The sequence below is a fragment of the Geodermatophilus sp. CPCC 206100 genome (genome assembly GCF_048569675.1).
In the GTDB taxonomy this organism is placed as follows: Bacteria; Actinomycetota; Actinomycetes; order Mycobacteriales; family Geodermatophilaceae; genus Geodermatophilus.
The window spans coordinates 1-17,018 of sequence record NZ_JAQISV010000015.1 but is presented as its reverse complement, the minus strand read 5'-3'; the positions used below and the strand labels follow the sequence as shown (position 1 = coordinate 17,018).

Below are 17,018 nucleotides of genomic sequence, written 5' to 3'. Positions count from 1 at the left end.
GGAACACAATCGGGCGACGCCGCGCTACAGTGGCCACTAGTTGAGCCCTCAACCAAGGAGGCCGGCATGCCTGCCGTGACCGTCGAGGACACCACCGCCCTGCCCCGCGTCCCCGTACCCGCCCCGGGGACGGTGCGCCGCCGCGTCCGGTCGGTGACCACCGCGCCGTCCGGGTTCGAGGGCGAGGGCTTCCCCGTCCGCCGCGCGTTCGCCGGGGTCGACCTGCGCGACCTGGACCCGTTCATCCACATGGACCAGATGGGCGAGGTCGAGTACGCGCCGGGCGAGCCGAAGGGCACGTCCTGGCACCCGCACCGCGGCTTCGAGACCGTCACGTACATCATCGACGGCACCTTCGAGCACGCCGACTCCCACGGCGGCGGCGGCACGATCAGCAACGGTGACACCCAGTGGATGACCGCCGGCGGCGGCGTCCTGCACATCGAGCGGCCGCCGGAGCACCTGGTGGTCAGCGGCGGCCTCTTCCACGGGCTGCAGCTGTGGGTCAACCTGCCCAAGGCGCAGAAGTGGGTCGAGCCGCGCTACCAGGACCTCCGGGCCCAGGAGTCCGTGCTGCTCGCCAGCCCGGACGCCGGCGCGTTCCTGCGGGTCATCGCCGGCGAAGTCGCGGGGGCCCGCGGGCCCGGCTCGACGTACACGCCCATGGCGATGGTGCACGCGACGATCGCGCCCGGCGCGACCCTCGACCTGCCGTGGCGGCCGGACTTCAACGCGCTGGTCTACGTGCTCTCCGGCGCCGGCACCGTGGGCGTCGACCAGCAGCCGGTGCGCACCGGCCAGCTCGCCGTCTTCGGGCCGGGCGACACGATCACGGTGAGCGGCGCGGTGCACCAGGAGTCGCGGACGCCGGCGTTGGACGTCGTCGTCCTCGGCGGCGCGCCCATCCGCGAGCCGATCGCCATGTACGGGCCGTTCGTCATGAACACCCGGCAGGAGGTCGTGGACGCCTTCACCGACTTCCAGGCCGGCCGGCTCGGCAGCATCCCGGCGCAGCGCATCCCGCACGCCGGCGTCCGGGGCGAGTCCGGGCAGACGCCGTCCTGAACCGCTCCCCGGTGGCGGCCACCGCGCCGCCACCGGGGACCTGCATGCTGGCCGGACCGCACCCCGACGGAAGGACCTCCGTGCCCGTCTTCCCGCCCATGCCCCTCGCCGAGTGGGCCGACACGAAGGAGACCCTGCACCGGTTCCTGCAGGTCGTCGGCAAGCTGCGGCTGGCCAACGCCCCGCGCCGGAACCACTGGTGGCACATCCCCTTCCACCTCACCGGTCGCGGGCTGACCACCCGGCCGATGGGCTTCGACCCGGTGTTCGCCGTCGACCTCGACCTGGTCGACCACCGGCTGGAGATCGCGGTCGCCGACGGACGGCGGGCCTCGTTCCCGCTGCCGGGGCTCAGCGTGGCGGCGTTCTACCGGCGGCTGCTCGACACCCTCACGGCGCTCGGCCTGCCGGCGACCGTCGACCTCCCCGTCCCCTTCGACCTCGCCGACCGCACCCCGTTCGCCCAGGACGAGCACCACGCGACCTACGACCGCGACCAGGTGACCCGCTACTGGCTGGTCCTGGGCCAGGTGGCGCAGGTCCTCGAGGAGTTCGCCGGCCGCAGCTACGCCAAGACCAGCCCGGTGCACCACTTCTGGCACACCTTCGACATCGCCGTCACCCGCTTCTCCGACCGGCGGGTCGACCAGCCCGCGCAGGTCGACCCGGTCACCCGCGAGGCCTACTCCCACGAGGTCATCAGCTCGGGTTTCTGGTTCGGCGACGACCAGGTCCCCGAGCCGGCGTTCTACTCGTACACGGCCCCGGAGCCGGCGGGCCTGGCCGAGGAGCCGTTGCGGCCCGCGGCGGCCCGGTGGATCGAGAGCCGTGGCGCGCACCTGGCCCTCCTGCCGTACGAGGACGTGCGGACCTCCGCCGACCCCCGCGGCACGGTCCTGGCCTTCCTCGAGAGCGCCTACCTGGCCGGGGCCCGCCGCGCCGGCTGGGACCTCGCCGCCCTGCGCTGCCCGTCCGCGCCGGAGTACGCATGACCCCCGTCTGGAGGACCCGGCCATGAGCAACCTCGACCGCCGCCCCCCTGCCCGTGAGCTGGGCGGGCGGGACGCCACCCCGGCCGGCCCGGTGCTGGACCTGCTCCCCGGCAAGGAGGTGCTGCTCGGCGAGAGCACCCGCGTGCGCCGGCTGCTGCCGACCCTCGGCCGGCGGATGGTCGGCGCGTGGGCGTTCGTGGACTCCTACGGGCCGGACGACGTCAGCGGCGGCGCCGGCATGCAGGTGGCGCCGCACCCGCACACCGGCCTGCAGACGGTGTCCTGGCTGCTGGCGGGCGAGGTCCACCACCGCGACTCGCTCGGCAGCGACGTCCGCATCCGGCCCGGCGAGCTGGCGCTGATGACCGCGGGCCACGGCATCGCCCACTCGGAGCAGTCGCCGGTGCCGCACCCGCGGTTCCTGCACGGCGCCCAGCTGTGGGTCGCGCTGCCCGACGCCGCGCGGGAGACCGCGCCGGACTTCGCGCACCACACCGCGCTGCCGGGGTTCAGCTCCGACGGGCTGACCGCGACCGTGCTGATGGGCTCGCTCGCCGGAGCCACCTCCCCGGGGACGGCGCACAGCCCGCTGGTCGGCGTCGACCTCGACCTGGCCGCCGGTGCCGACGTCGAGGTGCCGCTGGAGCCGGACTTCGAGTACGCGCTGCTCACCTCGTCGGGGTCGGCGTCGGTCGAGGAGGCCCCGCTCGAGCGCGGCACGATGGCCTACCTCGGCACCGGGCGACACACGCTGCGGGTGCGCGCCGCCGAGCCCAGCCGGCTGCTGCTGCTCGGCGGCGAGCCGTTCGAGGAGCGGATCGTCATGTGGTGGAACTTCGTCGGGCGCTCCGGCGAGGAGATCGCCGAGTACGCCGAGCGGTGGAACGCCGAGGACGAGCGCTTCGGCGCCGTCCTCGGGTACGACGGCGACCGGCTGCCGGCCCCGCCGCTGCCGCCGGTGCCGCTCAGGGCCCGGGGCCGGGTGCGCTGACGGGTCTCGGGGCGCCGTCCCGCCCGGGGCGCCGCCGGACCGGGGGTCACCGCAGGGGCGGGATCACCCGGTCGGCCGCGAGCCGGTCGAACAGCTCCAGGAAGCGGTCCTCGGTGTCCAGGCAGTCGGCGAACCCGGCCCGGCGCAGCTTGATCGTCGAGCTGACGTTGTCGAAGCCGGACCGGAAGATGAACTCGCCGAACTCCCAGCGGACGAGGTCCTCGTAGGGCGTCGGGACCAGGTCGTGCCGCGCGGCCAGGCGCTCCCAGACGTCGCGCCGGTCGGCCATGGCCTCGGCCAGGGGCACCGGCTGCGGCTCGGCGTGCGCCATCCCGAACGCGCGGGCGAAGGCGGGGAACAGGTGTCGCCAGCGCACCTGGTCGCCGTTGGTGACGTTGTAGACCTCGCCGTCGGCCGCGGGCTCCCCGCCGGCCCACACCGTCGCCCGCGCCAGCAGCTCCGCGTCGGTCACCTGGTACAGCGCGTCGTAGGCGGCCAGGCTGCCCGGGAACCGGAGCGGCTGGCCGAGCTCCCGGCTGATCGCGGCGTAGACGGCGATGACCATGAGCAGGTTCATCGGGTTGCCGACGGCGTAGCCGATGACACCCTCCGGCCGGAGCACGGTGAGCCGGGAGCCCCGCTCTGCGGCCACCTCCCGGAGCAGGTCCTCCTGGTCGTAGTAGAAGTTGGGCTGGACGATCCGCGGGTCGCGCTCCTTGGCGGGGGTGTTGAAGAAGCCCATGTGCGCGCCGTAGGCCTTGCCGCCCTGGTACAGGGTCACGTGCTCGAGAGGGGCGCCGGCGGCGGCGAGCCCGTCGAGGGTGTTGCGCAGCAGCGCGACGTTGACCTCGGACAGCTCGCGGGCCGTGGGCCGCTCGGCGTAGGCACCGAACACCAGGTGCGTGACGTCGCCGAGGCCGGCCAGCCCGGCCCGCGCGGTCTCCGCGTCGCCGAGGTCGACCGGGAGGTGCTCCCAGGCGGCCTGCCGCGGCGTCCGGCGGCTGACGCCCCGGACCCGCCAGCCCGGACGCCGCGCGTACTCGCCCGCCGCGGCCGCGCCGATCACCCCGCCGGCTCCGGTCACCAGGACGCTGCCGCTCCGCTCCCCGTCGCTCACGCTCCTGCTCTCCCCCGGCGGCGGGCATTCCACACCCGGGCGTCGGTTCCCCGCGCCGGCGGCCGGCCCCCGGGTGCGGCGGGCACAACCGGGCGCCGGGCGGCGTTGCCCGCGGCATGGCTGCCTCCCTCGACCGCCGCATGCTGGCCTTCGTCGCCGCGAACCACGCGGGCGTGCTGGCGACGCTCAAGCGCGACGGCCGGCCGCAGCTGTCGAACCTCTTCTACGCCTACGACACCGACGCCGACCTCGTCCGGATCTCGGTGACCGCCGACCGCGCCAAGACCCGCAACCTGCAGGCCGACCCGCGGGTGACCCTGCACGTGGCCTCCGCCGACTTCTGGACCTGGGTCGCCGTCGAGGGCACCGCCGAGCTGACCCCGGTCGCCGCCGATCCGCACGACGCCACGGTCGAGGAGCTCGTCACCTACTACCGCGCGGTCTCCGGCGAGCACGAGGACTGGGACGCCTACCGCGCGGCCATGGTGGCCGACCGCCGGGTCGTCGTCCGGTTCCGCCCCGAGCACGCCTACGGCCAGCTGCGCGGCTGACCGGGGCCCGCGTGCCTCCGGACGCGCCGCGTCGAGGCGGCCCGTCCGGAGTCCCACCGCGGGCCGGCGAGCGGTGCGGGGGCGGAGCCGTCAGCCGGCGGACGGTTCCTGCATCACCGAGAAGGGCGCACCCCACGGGTCGGTGACGACGGCGAAGCGCCCGAACTCGGTGTCCTCCGCGGGCATGAGGACCTTGCCGCCGGCGGCCTGCACGGCGGCGACCGAATCGTCCGTGTTGGCGACGGCGAAGCAGACCGCCCAGCCCTTGGGCACGTCCGGCGACACGCCGCCGAGCCCGCCGAGCGGGTCCCCTCCGGCGGCGAAGGTCGTGTAGTCCATGCCGCCGTCCATGGGGATCGGGTCGAAGGTGAACCCGAAGACGGCGGAGTAGAACGCCCGGGCCGCATCCGGGTCCTCGACGGCGGCCTCGTTCCAGACGAGCGCGCCGGGCTCGCCGTAGATCCGGTAGCCGGTGTGCGTACCGGCCTGCCACAGCCCGAAGCCGTTGCCCTGCGGGTCGACGGCGATGGTCATCGTGCCCATCGGCCCGACCTCCATCGGCTCCACGACCACGGTGCCGCCCGCCTCGCGGATGCGGGCGGCCGTCGCCTGCGAGTCGTCGGTGGCGAAGTACGTCGTCCAGCCCGGCGAGTCCTCGGAGTTCATCAGTGGCCCGAGCCCGGCTGCCTGCTCCCCGTTGCGGGTGGCGTTCAGGTAGCCGCCGAACGCCGCGTCGCCGCCGGTCCACTCCCAGCCGAACAGCCGGCCGTAGAAGTCCTTGGCCGCGTCGACGTCCGAGGCGCCGTAGTCGACCCAGCACGGCGTGCCGGCCGGCCAGGGGGTGTTCCGAGTGGGCATGGCTGCTCCTCCTGTGGTGTGGGGGAGGTCACCGTTCCACCAGGCTCCGACAGTTCCCAGGGGTACCGGCGGGTATCCCTGCAGAGTTCACCGGATCAGAAGCGACCGCCGCCGGACCGGCCCCGGCTCCGCGACCCACCGAAGCTGCCCGATCGCCGTCCGCCGCCGCGGGAACCACCGCCGAACCCGCCACCGCCGCCGAACCCGCCGCTCCCGCCCCCGCGTGACCCGCCGCCGAACAGGATCCCGCCGAGCACCAGGCTGCCCAGGTCCACGCCGCCCCGGCCCCCACCGGCGAACCCGCCGGGCCCGTACCCGCCGCCGTACCCCCCGCCGCCGCCGTATCCCCCGCCGCCGTACCCGCCGGACCAGCTCGAGACGTCGGCCTGCGCCTGCCGCAGGGCCTCCTGGGCGAGGGTGTCGGCCTGGTGGGCCTCGCGCAGGGCACCCACCGGGTCGGTGCCGCCCTGGGCGACGGCCAGGTCGAGGTGGCGCTGCGCCTCGGCCAGCCGGGTGCGCGCCTCCGCCCCGACCGCGCCCCGGCGGGTGGTGATGAAGTCCCCGGCCGCCGCGATCCCGGACCGCGCGGCCAGCAGGGCCTGGTCCAGCCCGGCCGCCGCGCGGCGTGCCTGGGCGGCGTCGTCCCGCGCCACGGACAGCGCCTGCTCCAGCGCGATGTCGGCCTCCTCCAGCTGGCGGAGGGCGGTCAGCGGGTCGGGCAGCGAGCCGTCGGCGGGCTGCAGGGCGGCGTCGGCCGAGGCGAGCGCGGACTCCGCCCGGGCGACCTGGGGGCGCAGACCGGCGTCCGTGCCGGCGGAGAGCAGCGCGCGGGCCTCGGCCAGGTCCTTCTCGGTCTCGGCGCGGACCTCGGCCACCCGGGTGCCGATCGTCTCCAGGTCCCCGGCCAGCCGGCCGACGGCGTCCAGCAGCGTGCCGGTCTGCGCGACGGCGTCCTCGGCCGCGCGGATGTCGCCGACCGCCGCCCCGGCCCGCCCGGCCGCGACCTCGCCGCGCGCCTCGGCCACCTCGGCCTCGGCGGCGGCCAGCCGGGCGCGGGCCTCGGCCAGGTTGTCGGCCACGGGGGCGAGCGCCGAGGCGGCGTAGCGGCGCTGCAGGGCGGCGAAGCGCTCCTCGTCGGCCGGCAGCCGGCCGCGCAGGGCGGTGATCCGCGAGTCGAGCGCGTCGAGGGCCTGCGGAGCGGTGCGCTCGAGGTCGCGGAGCCCGTCGAAGGCCTCGGCCTGCTCGTCGAGCCGGGCGTCCGCGGCCGCGGTCAGCTGCAGCATCTCGGTCAGCATCGCGCGCGTCGTGGGCTCGTCCTCGGGGATCTCGTCGTCCAGCTGCTGCCGGAGCGTGAACGCCCGCGTGAGCTCCTGCTGCGACGTCGCCAACGCCTCGGTGAAGCCGGCCACCGCCTCCTCGCCGTACTGCAGCCGGGCGAAGTCGAGGTCCAGCTGGGAGGTCTTGACCGCCTCGTCGAGCTCCAGCAGCGCGGTGCTCGCCTGCGCCTGCAGCTGCTCGGTGGGGACGCCGGCGTGCGGATCGGGCCGCTCCAGCCGGCGGGTCTCGGGCGCCCGGGTCCGCCGCCGCCGCGCCCGCGCGACCAGGTAGGCGCCCCCGGCGACCACCGCGATGCCGCCGACGACGGCGACGGTGCCGGCCCCGCCGGAGCTGGAGCTGGAGGCCGCGTCGAGGCCGTCGGCGAAGGCCACCACCGCGCCGCTCCAGTCGTCCTCGCTCAGCCGCGGCTCGACGTCCTCGGCCAGCAGCCGGTCGATGTCGGCGTCGGAGACGGGGAACTGCTGGGGGACCCAGTAGCCGTAGCGCCGGTCGTCGACGGCGACGGCGAACAGCGCGTCGTTGTCCCCGAGCCCGGAGGCCTCGGCCGTCGCCAGCGCCCACTCCGGACCCGCCGTGCCCTGGAACGTGGACACGAAGACGACGAACAGCTGGGTGCTCTCGTCGGCCCGCAGCTGGTCGAGGGCGTCCTCCACCTGCGCCTCGTCGCCGGAGAGGGCGCCCACCCGGTCGGTGACCTGTTGCGGCACGTCGAACGGCGGCTCGGCCAGCGCGGGGCCCCCACCGAGGAGCACCACGGCGGCGAGCGAGGCGAGGACGACGGACAGCCGACGCACGGGGGGACCTCCGAAGGGGGTTGACCTGCGGCGACCCTACCCAGCGGACGGGGTCTCACCCCGGCGGCGCCGGGGTAGGAGCCCGGCCCCGAGAGCGTGGAGGCCCCCATGACCCAGTCCGACCGGATCCCCGCCGCCGACCTGCCGCCGGGTGCGGTGCGCCGCGTCGGCGACTGGGCGGTGGGCAACCGCGGCGGGGAGTACTTCGCCGTCTCCCGGCGCTGCCGGCACCAGCTGGCCGACCTGGCGGAGGGCAGCATCGACGCCGAGGGCTGCCTGGTGTGCCCGTGGCACCAGAGCCGCTACGACGTCCGGACCGGGGAGATGGTGGCGGGCCCGCGTGGCTTCCTCGGCTACCACGGGCCGACCCCCGGCTACACGCAGTTCGTCCGCACCTACGCCCGGGTGCTGCGGCTGCGCGTCCGCCGAGCGCTGCGCCGCGGCGACGACGTCGTCCTCGAGTGACCGGAGTCGCCGAATGGCGGAATCCGTCACCGAGCGACTCCGCTTCAGGTGCGCTCGATGGGGGCGTCGATGCCCTGGACCAGTGCGTCGGACTCGATCGGGCCGACCCCGCTGGGCCGCACCGCCACGCCCTGCGTCGCGGCGACCTCCTCGGCCGTCTTCGGGCGCAGCAGGCCGTCGCGGATCTCCTCCGCCCAGTGGCAGCTCACCAGACGCCCGGGCGCCAGCTCGCGGAGCGCCGGCACCTCGTCGTCGCAGCGCGTCTCCTGCCGCCACGGGCATCGGGTGTGGAAGCGGCAGCCGCTCGGCGGGTTCGCCGGTGACGGCAGGTCGCCGGCCAGCAGGATGCGCTCCCGCCGCGCCTCGAGGTCAGGGTCGGGCACCGGGACGGCGCTCATCAGCGCCCGCGTGTACGGGTGCAGCGGCTCCTCGTAGAGCCCGTCGGCGGGAGCCTGCTCGACCAGCGAGCCGAGGTACATGACGCCGACCACGTCGCTGATGTGGCGGACGACGGCGAGGTCGTGCGCGATGACCAGGTAGGTGAGCCCGAGCCGCTCCTGGAGCTCCTCCAGCAGGTTGAGCACCTGCGCCTGCACCGAGACGTCGAGCGCGGAGACCGGCTCGTCGGCGATGAGGAGGTCGGGCTCGAGCGCGATGGCCCGGGCGATGCCGATCCGCTGCCGCTGACCACCCGAGAACTCGTGCGGATAGCGGCGCAGGCCGGCCGCGGGCAGGCCGACCGCGTCCAGCAGTTCCCGGACGCGCGCGGCGATGCCGCTCCTGCCGCCGCCGAGGCCGTGGGCCGCCAGCGGCTCGGACAGCAGCGACTCGACGTTCTGCCGCGGGTCGAGGCTGCCCAGCGGGTCCTGGAAGACCATCTGCATCCGCCGCCGCATCGACCGCAGCGGCTCCCCGGACAACGAGGCGACGTCGGTGCCGTCGAACACGACCGAGCCCGCGGTGGGCTCGACGAGGCGCAGCACCGCCCGGCCCAGCGTGGACTTGCCGCAGCCGGACTCCCCGACCAGGCCGTACGTCGTCCCCCGCTCGACGGCGAGGTCCACCCCGTCGACGGCCCGCACGTGGCCCACGGTCCGGTCGACGAACACCCCGCGCCGGATCGGGAAGTGGACCTGCAGGCCCTCGACCCGGAGCAGCGGGTCGGCGGTGGGGACGGCGGTCATCGGGCGGCTCCGGCGGCGGTCGCCCCGGCCGGGGACCGCGGGTACTCGATGGGATGGCGGCAGCGCAGCTCCCGGCCCGGACCGTCGTGCACCAGCGGGATCGTGCTGCCGGCGACCTCGGTGAGGCAGTCGTCCTGCGCGTGGTCGCAGCGGGGGGCGAAGGCGCACCCCTCGGCCCAGGGGATGGCGTCCCGGGCCGAGCCGCGGATCGGCGTCAGCGGCGTCCCCCGGGGACTGTCGAGGCGGGGGACGGAGGCGAGCAGGCCGCCGGTGTAGGGCTGGCGGGGCCGGGTGAACAGGTCGTGCCGGTCGGCGGTCTCGATGATCTTCCCCGCGTACATGACGTGGACGCGGTCGCAGAGGCCGGCCACGACGCCGAGGTCGTGGGTGATCATCACCAGCGCCGTCCCGGAGTCGACGACCAGCTCCCGCAGCAGCTCGAGGATCTGCGCCTGGATGGTCACGTCGAGCGCCGTGGTCGGCTCGTCGGCGATGAGCAGCCGCGGCGAGCAGGCCAGCGCCATCGCGATCAGCGCCCGCTGGCGCATGCCGCCGGACAGTTGGTGGGGGTACTCCTTCAGCCGGCGGGCGGGATCGGGGATGCCGACCCGGTCGAGCAGCCGGGTCGCCTCGTCGACGGCCTCGCGCTTCGACAGCTCCCGGTGCTGGAGCAGGACCTCGGTCACCTGGGTGCCGATGGCCACCGTCGGGTTCAGCGAGGACAGCGGGTCCTGGAAGACCATCGCCATGTCGGCGCCGCGCAGTTCGCGGAGCGTCCGGTCGGGGGCGCCGACGAGCTCCCGGCCGTCCAGCCGGACCGAGCCGCCCACCTGCACGCCGCGCGAGGGCAGCAGGCCCATGATCGCCAGGGAGGTGACCGACTTCCCGCAGCCGGACTCCCCGACCAGGCCCACTGTCTCCCCCGGCGCCACGGCGAAGCTGACCCCGTCGACCGCGCGCGTCGACTGCTCGCCGCGGCGGGTGAAGGTGACGGTGAGCTCGTCCACGTCGAGCACCGGCCCGTCGTTCCGGAGACCGTCCGGGGGCATCGCCTCGATGGTCACCTTGTCCCCTCCTCGACTCGCGCGCTCACCGGCGGAACTTCGGGTCGAGGGCTTCCCGCAGCGACTCGCCCAGCAGCGTGAAGCCGAGCGCGACGACGATGATGCACAACGCCGGGTAGATGGCCAGCTCCGGCCGGATCGACAGGAAGGCCTGCGCGCTGGCCAGCATCGCGCCCCACTCGGGCCGGGCGAGGTCGGGGTCGCCGAGGCCCAGGAACGACAGCGCCGCGGCCTCGATGATCGCCGTCGCCAGCGACAGCGTGGCCTGCACGATCACCGGCGACAGCGAGTTGGGCAGGACGTGGCCGAAGACGATCCGGCTCCGCCGGATCCCGAGCGCCTGCGCCGCGACGGCGTAGTCGCTGCCGCGCTGGGCCAGCATCGACCCCCGGAGCAGCCGCGCGAAGATCGGCACCTGGGTGACCGCGATGGCGATCATCAGCGCGTACTGGTTCTGGCCGAGCAGCACCGAGATGCTGATGGCCATCAGCAGGCTCGGGATCGACAGCAGGATGTCGACGAACCGCATGACCAGCGTGTCCACCCGGCCGCCGAAGGCCCCGGCGAGGATGCCGAGCGCCATGCCGACGGCGACGCCGAGCACGGTGGAGATGACGCCGATCATCAGCGACTGACGGGACCCCACGATCAGCCGCGACAGCAGGTCGCGGCCCAGGTTGTCCACGCCGAGCGGGAAGCCCTCCTGGGCGCCGGGGATGACCCCGGGCCGGATCTCGCTGAGCAGGGTCTGCGCGAGCGGGTCCCGCGGGGCCAGCCACGGCGCGAAGGCGGCGACGACGAGGAAGACGACGACGATGACCGCGCCGATGATCGCCACCGGGTTGCGCCGCAGCCGGCGGAAGGCGCTGCGGGTCAGCGAGAGGCCGCCCTCGCCCTCGGGCACCTGGCCGGCGCGGGCGGCGAGCTCGTCGATCCGCCGGCGCCGGACGTCCCCCACCGCGGTCATCCGACCCTCACCCTCGGGTCGAGCAGGCCGTAGGAGATGTCGACCAGCAGGTTCACGAGCACGTACATGATGGCGAGCATGAGGACGAAGCCCTGCAGGACGGCGAAGTCGCGGGTGAATATCGCGTCGTAGATCGCCGAGCCCACCCCGCCGAAGGCGAAGACGGTCTCGGTGAGCACCGCGCCCGACAGCAGCAGGCCGGCCTGCAGGCCGATCGTCGTGGACACCGGCAGCAGCGCGTTGCGGAGCACGTGCCGGCGGCGGACGGTCGCGGTGGCCAGGCCCTTGGCGTTCGCCGTCCGGACGTAGTCCTCGTTCACCACGTCGAGGACCGCCGCCCGGGTGATCCGCACGATGATCGCCAGCGGGATGGTGCCGAGGGCGATGCCCGGCAGGACCAGGTGGAGGAACGCGTCCCAGGCGGCGTCCCACTCGCGGGTCAGCAGCCCGTCGAGCACGTAGAAGTTGGTGATCCGCGTGGCGTCGATGCGCACCTCCTGGCGCCCCGAGCCGGGCAGCCAGCCGAGCTCCACGGCGAACAGCAGGCGCAGCAGGTAGGCCAGGAAGAACACCGGGATGGCCACGCCGAGCAGCGAGCCGATGACCGACGTCGAGTCCAGCCAGCTGCCGTGCTTGCGGGCGGCCAGGTAGCCCAGCGGGATGCCGACGCCGATCGCGAAGACCATCGCGAACACCGCCAGCTCGATGGTCCCCGGCATCCGCTCGAGGAACTCCTCCGTGACCGGGCGGCCGGTGCGGGCGGAGGTGCCGAAGTCCAGCTGGACGGCCCGCCCGAGGAACCGCAGGTACTGGACGTAGAGCGGCTGGTCCAGGCCGAACAGCTCGTTGTACCGGGCGATCGCCTCGGGGGTGGCGCGCTCACCGAGGGCGGCCTGGGCCGGCCCGCCCGGGAGCGCCCGCAGCCAGGCGAAGAGCAGCACCGACAGCCCCAGCAGGATCGGGATCAGCTGCAGGAGCCGCCGGACGATGAAGCGGAGCACGCGCTCGGGTCACCTCTCGCGGAGCGGTGGACGGTGCGAACAGGCTCGCGGCGGCCCCCGTGCAGGGGCCCGCCGCGAGCCCGCGAGCGGTGGGTGTCCTCCCTCAGTCGCTGATCGACACCGTCGAGAACACCTCGGCGGTCAGCGGGCTGGGCTCCAGGCCCGAGACGTTGTCGGCCACGACCAGCGCCGGCGGCGAGTGCGAGATCGGGACACCCGGGAGGTAGTCCATGATCAGCCGGTTCGCCTCCTCGTACAGCGCCGTCCGGGCGGCCGGGTCCGGCTCCGCGTCGGCCGCGGCCAGCGCCTGGAAGATCTGCGGGTCGTTGAACGCGCCGAACTCGGCCTTCGCCAGGCCGTCGGCCTTGGCGGCGAAGAACGTGCCGATGAAGTTGTAGGCGTCGTTGTAGTCACCGGTCCAGCCGAGCAGGTGGACGTCGGCGCCACCGGCCTGGACGGCGTTGAGGTAGTCCGGGCTCCACGGCAGCGCGGTGGGCGCGACGGTGAACCCGGCGTCGGTCAGGTTCTGGCTGATCACCTGGAACATCGCCGCGGGGTCCGGCAGGTAGGGCCGGCTGACCTCGGTCGGGTAGAAGAACCGCAGCGTCGTCCCCTCGGCGCCGGCCTCCTGCAGCAGCTGCCGGGCGCGGGCGGGGTCGTAGTCGTACGTGGTCACGTCCTCGGCGTAGCCGTTGACCGTCGGCGGCATGAACTCCACCGCCGCCTCGGCCCCCTCGGGCAGCAGCGAGGTGACGATGGTGTCGCGGTCGATCGCGTGCGCGATCGCCTGGCGGACCCGCAGGTCCTGCAGGGCCGGGTTGGCCCCGGCGCCGGGGATGCCGCCGCCGTTGATGCCGAGGTACAGGACGTTGAACGGGTCGCGGACCAGCACCTGGAAACCGTCGTCCTGCAGGGACTGGTAGTCCGCCGGGGCCACGAAGTCGTAGCCGTCGATCGAGCCGGCCTGCAGCTCCTGCCGGCGGGTGTTCCCGTCCGAGATCGACCGGAAGATGATCTCGTCGAGCAGCGCGGGATCACCCCAGTAGTCCTCGTTGCGGACGATGGTGACCTCGCCGTTGCCCCGGTCCCAGCTCTCGAACCTGAAGGGGCCCGTGCCGGTCGGGTGCTCCAGCGCGTACGCGGGGTAGGTGAGCGCGTCCTCGCTGCCGGAGAGGTTGTCGGCGTCGTACTCCTGCAGCGCGGTCGGGCTGGCGATGGAGAACGCGGGCAGCGACAGGGCGGCGGGGAACTTGCTGGTGACCCGGTTGAGCCGGATGACCGCCGTCGTCTCGTCGGGGGCCTCGCAGCCGGCGTAGATGTTCGGCGTCTCCGGCGTGCTGGCGAACCCGCCGAACACGTCCTGGTAGTAGGTCGACGCGCTCGGGCTCTGCGCCAGGCCCTCGAAGTTGAACCAGCGCTCGAAGTTGAAGCAGACCGCCTCGCCGTTGAAGTCGGTCCCGTCGTGGAACGTGACCCCGTCGCGGAGGGTGAAGGTGTACTCGAGGCCGTCCTCGCTGACCTGCCAGTCCTCGGCGAGGGCCGGCACGGGGTCGGTGCCGCCGAGCTCGTTGGTCAGCAGACCCTCGTAGACCTGCCGGATGACGCGGAAGGTCTCGCCGTCGCTGGCGAAGGCCGGGTCCAGCATGATCGGGTCCGAGGTGGCGCCGAACACGAGGGTGCCGCCGGACTGCTGCTCGGCCTCGCCTCCCTCGCCGGAGTCCCGGTCACTGGACGCGCACGCGGACAGGGTGATGGCGGTCAGCGCCGCTGCGGAGGCGGCGAGAGCGCGGGTGGGACGACGGAGCATCGCGGAAGACCTGCCTTCTCGGCCCTCCCGGGCCGGATGAGTTCCCGACGTGGCGGCCGCAGGGCGTGGGACGTCCGCCGACCTGGGAGGACCCTAGGACGACGCCGTGACCAGCAGCGAACCCGCCCGGGTGATCGACACCATCCTGTGACCTGCGCCGACCGGCCCTCCTGCAGGGCTCCGCCGCGCTCCCGCGAGCCGCACGTGGCGGGGTCGGGACTCCCTCAGGCGTCGATGCGGCGGCGGCCCTCGAACGCCCGGCCCAGCGTCACCTCGTCGGCGTACTCGAGGTCGCCGCCGACGGGGAGGCCGCTGGCCAGCCGGGACACGGCCAGGCCCATGGGCGCGACCAGCCGCGCGAGGTAGGCGGCGGTCGCCTCGCCCTCGAGGTTGGGGTCGGTGGCGATGATCAGCTCGGTGACCGCGCCGTTCATCAGGCGGGTCATCAGCTCCTTGACCCGCAGGTCGTCGGGGCCGACTCCCTCGATGGGGCTGATCGCACCGCCCAGCACGTGGTAGCGGCCCCGGAACTCCCGGGTGCGCTCGATCGCCACGACGTCCTTGGGCTCCTCGACGACGCAGATGACGTCGTCCCCACGGCGCGGGTCGCGGCAGATCCGGCACAGCTCGCCCTCGGCGACGTTGTAGCAGGTCACGCAGAAGCGGACCTCGGCCTGCACCCGTTGCAGCGCCGCCACCAGCCGGCTGACGTCGGCGGACTCCGACGCGAGCAGGTGGAAGGCGATGCGCTGGGCGCTCTTCGGCCCGACGCCGGGCAGGCGGCCCAGCTCGTCGATGAGGTCCTGGACGGGCCCCTCGTACACGGTGTTCCTCCAGTCGGGGTGGGGCCGGCGGGCTCAGAGCCCGGGCAGCCCCAGGCCGCCGCCGAGGCCGCCGGCGAGCGGCCCCATCCGGCTGGCGGTGAGTTCGTTGACCTGGCGCGAGGCGTCGCGGACGGCGGCGACGACGAGGTCCTGCAGGGTCTCGACGTCGGACGGGTCGACCGCCTCGGGGGCGATCGTGACCGCCGACAGTTCGCCCTGGCCGGTCATCGTGGCGGTGACCAGCCCACCCCCGGCCGAGCCCGTGACCGTCTCCTGCGCGAGTTGCTCCTGCGCGGCAGCCAGCTGCTGCTGCATCTGCTGCGCCTGCTCGAGCAGGCGCGCCATGTCGGGCTGACCACCGGGGAACATGCCCCGAGGGTAGGCCGCGGGGACGACGACGCGGCGTCGACGAGCCGCATCGCCCTTTCTCAACCAGGGGGTTGACAACCGACGGGAGCCCGCGCACTCTCTTCCTCAACCGAATGGTTGACGAGAAGGGAGGTCCCCCGATGGCCGCCGATCCGCTCTCCCGGGTCTTCGCGGCCCTGGCCGACCCCACCCGGCGCGACATGGTCGCCCGGCTCGCGGTCGCCGACGCGACCGTCGGCGAGCTCGCCGAGCCCTACGACGTGAGCGTCCAGGCCGTCTCCAAGCACCTGCGCGTGCTGGAGGACGCCGGCCTGGTCAGCCGCAGCCGCGACGCCCAGCGCCGCCCGGTCCACCTGGAAGCGGAGGTCTTCGACCTCATGACGAAGTGGATCGAGCGCTACCGCCGTCAGGCCGAGGAGCGCTACCGCCGCCTCGACGACGTCCTCCGGTCCATGCCGGACGACGCCCCCAGCCCACCCACTCCCCCCGGAGGGACCCCGTCATGACCACCACCACGCACGAGACCCAGATCGCCGTCGACCCCGACGTCCCCCTGGTCCGCATCACCCGCGAGTTCGACGCCCCGCCGTCGAAGGTCTTCCGGGCGCACACCGACCCCGAGCTGGTCGCGCAGTGGATGGGCCCGCGGTCCACCCAGAACCGGATCGACCAGTGGGACTGCCGCACCGGTGGCTCGTGGCGCTACGTGTCCCTCCACGAGGGTCAGGAGTACGGCTTCCGCGGCTGCTTCCACGAGGTGCGGGAGAACGAGCTGATCGTGCAGACCTTCACCTTCGAGGGCATGCCCGACGGCGTCGCGCTGGAGAAGCTGGTCCTCGAGGACCTCGGGAACGGCCGCACCCGGCTGACCTCGACGTCCCTGGTCGACTCGTTCGCCGACCGCGACGCGTTCGTGGCCAGCGGCATGGAGGTCGGCGTCCGCGAGGGCTACGAGCGCCTGGACGAGATCCTCGCCCAGGGCTGAGGAAGGACCCCCTCCTCCCCACCCCTCGCAGGCCCGGGGCGGTGCCCTGGACGGGGCCTCACTCGATCGGCCGGGCCCCGAGTTGGGCGCGCAGCAGCGACAGCGCCGCCTGCTCGGGGTCGACGGCCGGCGCGGGCTCGGCACCGCCGGCCCCCTCGGCCGCGCGCTCGGCCATGAGCTCCCGGGCCTCGGCCGCCTCGGCGGCCTGCGCCGCCTCCCGCGCCGCCTCGGGGGCGACCGGCGCCCCGCCGCTGCGCGCGGCCCCCTCGACGACCACCTGCACCTTCCACCGGACGCCGAGCAGCTCCTGCAGCGCCTGCCGGACGACGTCCTTGTTCAGGTCGTCGCCGAGCATCTTGGCCAGCGCCGGCGAGGTGGCCGCCAGCGTGAGGGTGCCGGCCGCCAGGTCGTGCACCTGCGCGCTCTTCAGCAGTGCCTCGGTGGTGCGCTTGTGGCTCCGCACGACCTTGAGCAGCTCCGGCCACACCCGGCGGACGTCGGAGGTGGTCAGCTCACCGTCGCCCGCGGGCTGCTCCGGGTTGGCCGAGACCACCGGCGTCGGCTCGCCCCCGCGCGGGGTCGGGGCCGACTCGGCCGCCGCCCGGGGAGCGGCGGGCTCCGGCCGCGGCTGCTCGAGGCGGGCCGC

The 17,018-nt window shown here is 74.4% G+C and carries 17 protein-coding genes and 1 pseudogene; 7 read left to right on the top strand and 11 right to left on the bottom strand.

What is annotated here, in order from left to right:
- The first annotated feature begins 66 nt into the window (after window positions 1–66).
- The 3 genes from PGN05_RS08585 (at window position 67) to PGN05_RS08575 (ending at window position 3,048) form a co-directional block, all read left to right on the top strand.
- Window positions 67–1,065 (top strand): pirin family protein, encoded by a 999-nt coding sequence (locus PGN05_RS08585; protein ID WP_419752111.1) that lies wholly within the window; start codon window positions 67–69, stop codon window positions 1,063–1,065.
- An 80-nt stretch (window positions 1,066–1,145) separates the two neighbouring features.
- Window positions 1,146–2,057: a DUF5996 family protein gene (locus PGN05_RS08580; protein WP_419752110.1), complete on the top strand. Its 912-nt coding sequence runs from the start codon at window positions 1,146–1,148 to the stop codon at window positions 2,055–2,057.
- A gap of 22 nt (window positions 2,058–2,079) precedes the next feature.
- Window positions 2,080–3,048: a pirin family protein gene (locus tag PGN05_RS08575; protein ID WP_419752109.1), complete on the top strand. Its 969-nt coding sequence runs from the start codon at window positions 2,080–2,082 to the stop codon at window positions 3,046–3,048.
- A 46-nt stretch (window positions 3,049–3,094) separates the two neighbouring features.
- On the opposite strand, the gene PGN05_RS08570 is transcribed toward PGN05_RS08575, so the two are convergent.
- Window positions 3,095–4,165, bottom strand: a complete 1,071-nt coding sequence (locus PGN05_RS08570; protein WP_419752108.1) for an SDR family oxidoreductase — start codon at window positions 4,163–4,165, stop codon at window positions 3,095–3,097.
- A 116-nt stretch (window positions 4,166–4,281) separates the two neighbouring features.
- On the opposite strand from PGN05_RS08570, the gene PGN05_RS08565 reads away from it, so the two are divergent.
- Window positions 4,282–4,716 carry a PPOX class F420-dependent oxidoreductase gene (locus PGN05_RS08565; RefSeq protein ID WP_419752107.1) on the top strand — a complete coding sequence of 145 codons (435 nt, stop codon included), beginning with the start codon at window positions 4,282–4,284 and terminating at the stop codon, window positions 4,714–4,716.
- A 90-nt stretch (window positions 4,717–4,806) separates the two neighbouring features.
- Here PGN05_RS08565 and PGN05_RS08560 read toward each other — a convergent pair whose 3' ends face one another.
- Complete coding sequence (locus PGN05_RS08560; protein WP_419752106.1) at window positions 4,807–5,574, bottom strand: VOC family protein; 768 nt, start codon at window positions 5,572–5,574, stop codon at window positions 4,807–4,809.
- Between the two features lie 95 nt (window positions 5,575–5,669).
- A complete protein-coding gene (locus PGN05_RS08555) occupies window positions 5,670–7,706 on the bottom strand; it encodes a TPM domain-containing protein (protein ID WP_419752105.1) in 2,037 nt (678 codons plus the stop codon).
- Window positions 7,707–7,814: 108 nt separating this feature from the next.
- On the opposite strand from PGN05_RS08555, the gene PGN05_RS08550 reads away from it, so the two are divergent.
- Window positions 7,815–8,171, top strand: coding sequence for a Rieske (2Fe-2S) protein (locus PGN05_RS08550; protein ID WP_419752104.1), 357 nt, complete (start codon window positions 7,815–7,817; stop codon window positions 8,169–8,171).
- Between the two features lie 44 nt (window positions 8,172–8,215).
- On the opposite strand, the gene PGN05_RS08545 is transcribed toward PGN05_RS08550, so the two are convergent.
- The 7 genes from PGN05_RS08545 to PGN05_RS08515 all read right to left on the bottom strand — a co-directional run bounded on the left by PGN05_RS08545 (window position 8,216) and on the right by PGN05_RS08515 (window position 15,387).
- A complete protein-coding gene (locus tag PGN05_RS08545) occupies window positions 8,216–9,355 on the bottom strand; it encodes an ABC transporter ATP-binding protein (protein WP_419752103.1) in 1,140 nt (379 codons plus the stop codon).
- Window positions 9,352–10,404 carry an ABC transporter ATP-binding protein gene (locus PGN05_RS08540; protein ID WP_419752238.1) on the bottom strand — a complete coding sequence of 351 codons (1,053 nt, stop codon included), beginning with the start codon at window positions 10,402–10,404 and terminating at the stop codon, window positions 9,352–9,354. Before PGN05_RS08540 ends, PGN05_RS08545 begins: the two co-directional genes overlap by 4 nt.
- Before the next feature lie 40 nt (window positions 10,405–10,444).
- A complete protein-coding gene (locus PGN05_RS08535; RefSeq protein ID WP_419752102.1) occupies window positions 10,445–11,386 on the bottom strand; it encodes an ABC transporter permease in 942 nt (313 codons plus the stop codon).
- On the bottom strand, window positions 11,383–12,387 hold the full coding sequence (locus tag PGN05_RS08530) for an ABC transporter permease (RefSeq protein ID WP_419752101.1): 1,005 nt from the start codon (window positions 12,385–12,387) through the stop codon (window positions 11,383–11,385). The genes PGN05_RS08535 and PGN05_RS08530 overlap by 4 nt, the downstream gene beginning before the upstream one ends.
- A 103-nt stretch (window positions 12,388–12,490) precedes the next feature.
- On the bottom strand, window positions 12,491–14,194 hold the full coding sequence (locus PGN05_RS08525; protein ID WP_419752100.1) for an ABC transporter substrate-binding protein: 1,704 nt from the start codon (window positions 14,192–14,194) through the stop codon (window positions 12,491–12,493).
- A 224-nt stretch (window positions 14,195–14,418) separates the two neighbouring features.
- Window positions 14,419–15,018, bottom strand: a complete 600-nt coding sequence (gene recR, locus PGN05_RS08520; protein WP_419752099.1) for a recombination mediator RecR — start codon at window positions 15,016–15,018, stop codon at window positions 14,419–14,421.
- 33 nt (window positions 15,019–15,051) lie between these two features.
- Entirely contained in the window at window positions 15,052–15,387 is a 336-nt protein-coding gene (locus PGN05_RS08515) for a YbaB/EbfC family nucleoid-associated protein (protein WP_419752098.1), read from the bottom strand.
- A 140-nt stretch (window positions 15,388–15,527) separates the two neighbouring features.
- Here PGN05_RS08515 and PGN05_RS08510 point away from each other — a divergent pair, with 140 nt between their 5' ends.
- Both PGN05_RS08510 and PGN05_RS08505 read left to right on the top strand, forming a co-directional pair.
- Complete coding sequence (locus PGN05_RS08510) at window positions 15,528–15,893, top strand: ArsR/SmtB family transcription factor (protein ID WP_419752097.1); 366 nt, start codon at window positions 15,528–15,530, stop codon at window positions 15,891–15,893.
- Window positions 15,890–16,372, top strand: coding sequence for an SRPBCC family protein (locus PGN05_RS08505; RefSeq protein ID WP_419752096.1), 483 nt, complete (start codon window positions 15,890–15,892; stop codon window positions 16,370–16,372). The genes PGN05_RS08510 and PGN05_RS08505 overlap by 4 nt, the downstream gene beginning before the upstream one ends.
- Before the next feature lie 58 nt (window positions 16,373–16,430).
- On the opposite strand, the pseudogene PGN05_RS08500 reads toward PGN05_RS08505, so the two are convergent.
- Window positions 16,431–17,018 (bottom strand): annotated as a pseudogene (locus PGN05_RS08500) (DNA polymerase III subunit gamma/tau); the annotation flags it as partial.

What these genes read in the sequence shown, in the direction of transcription:
- PGN05_RS08585 (WP_419752111.1), top strand. Translation starts at nt 67, where the DNA reads ATGCCTGCCGTGACCGTCGAGGACACCACCGCCCTGCCCCGCGTCCCC.
- PGN05_RS08575 (WP_419752109.1), top strand. Translation starts at nt 2,080, where the DNA reads ATGAGCAACCTCGACCGCCGCCCCCCTGCCCGTGAGCTGGGCGGGCGG.
- PGN05_RS08565 (WP_419752107.1), top strand. Translation starts at nt 4,282, where the DNA reads ATGGCTGCCTCCCTCGACCGCCGCATGCTGGCCTTCGTCGCCGCGAAC.
- PGN05_RS08560 (WP_419752106.1), bottom strand. Translation starts at nt 5,574, where the DNA reads ATGCCCACTCGGAACACCCCCTGGCCGGCCGGCACGCCGTGCTGGGTC.
- PGN05_RS08550 (WP_419752104.1), top strand. Translation starts at nt 7,815, where the DNA reads ATGACCCAGTCCGACCGGATCCCCGCCGCCGACCTGCCGCCGGGTGCG.
- PGN05_RS08545 (WP_419752103.1), bottom strand. Translation starts at nt 9,355, where the DNA reads ATGACCGCCGTCCCCACCGCCGACCCGCTGCTCCGGGTCGAGGGCCTG.
- PGN05_RS08540 (WP_419752238.1), bottom strand. Translation starts at nt 10,404, where the DNA reads ATGCCCCCGGACGGTCTCCGGAACGACGGGCCGGTGCTCGACGTGGAC.
- PGN05_RS08535 (WP_419752102.1), bottom strand. Translation starts at nt 11,386, where the DNA reads ATGACCGCGGTGGGGGACGTCCGGCGCCGGCGGATCGACGAGCTCGCC.
- PGN05_RS08525 (WP_419752100.1), bottom strand. Translation starts at nt 14,194, where the DNA reads ATGCTCCGTCGTCCCACCCGCGCTCTCGCCGCCTCCGCAGCGGCGCTG.
- PGN05_RS08515 (WP_419752098.1), bottom strand. Translation starts at nt 15,387, where the DNA reads ATGTTCCCCGGTGGTCAGCCCGACATGGCGCGCCTGCTCGAGCAGGCG.
- PGN05_RS08510 (WP_419752097.1), top strand. Translation starts at nt 15,528, where the DNA reads ATGGCCGCCGATCCGCTCTCCCGGGTCTTCGCGGCCCTGGCCGACCCC.
- PGN05_RS08505 (WP_419752096.1), top strand. Translation starts at nt 15,890, where the DNA reads ATGACCACCACCACGCACGAGACCCAGATCGCCGTCGACCCCGACGTC.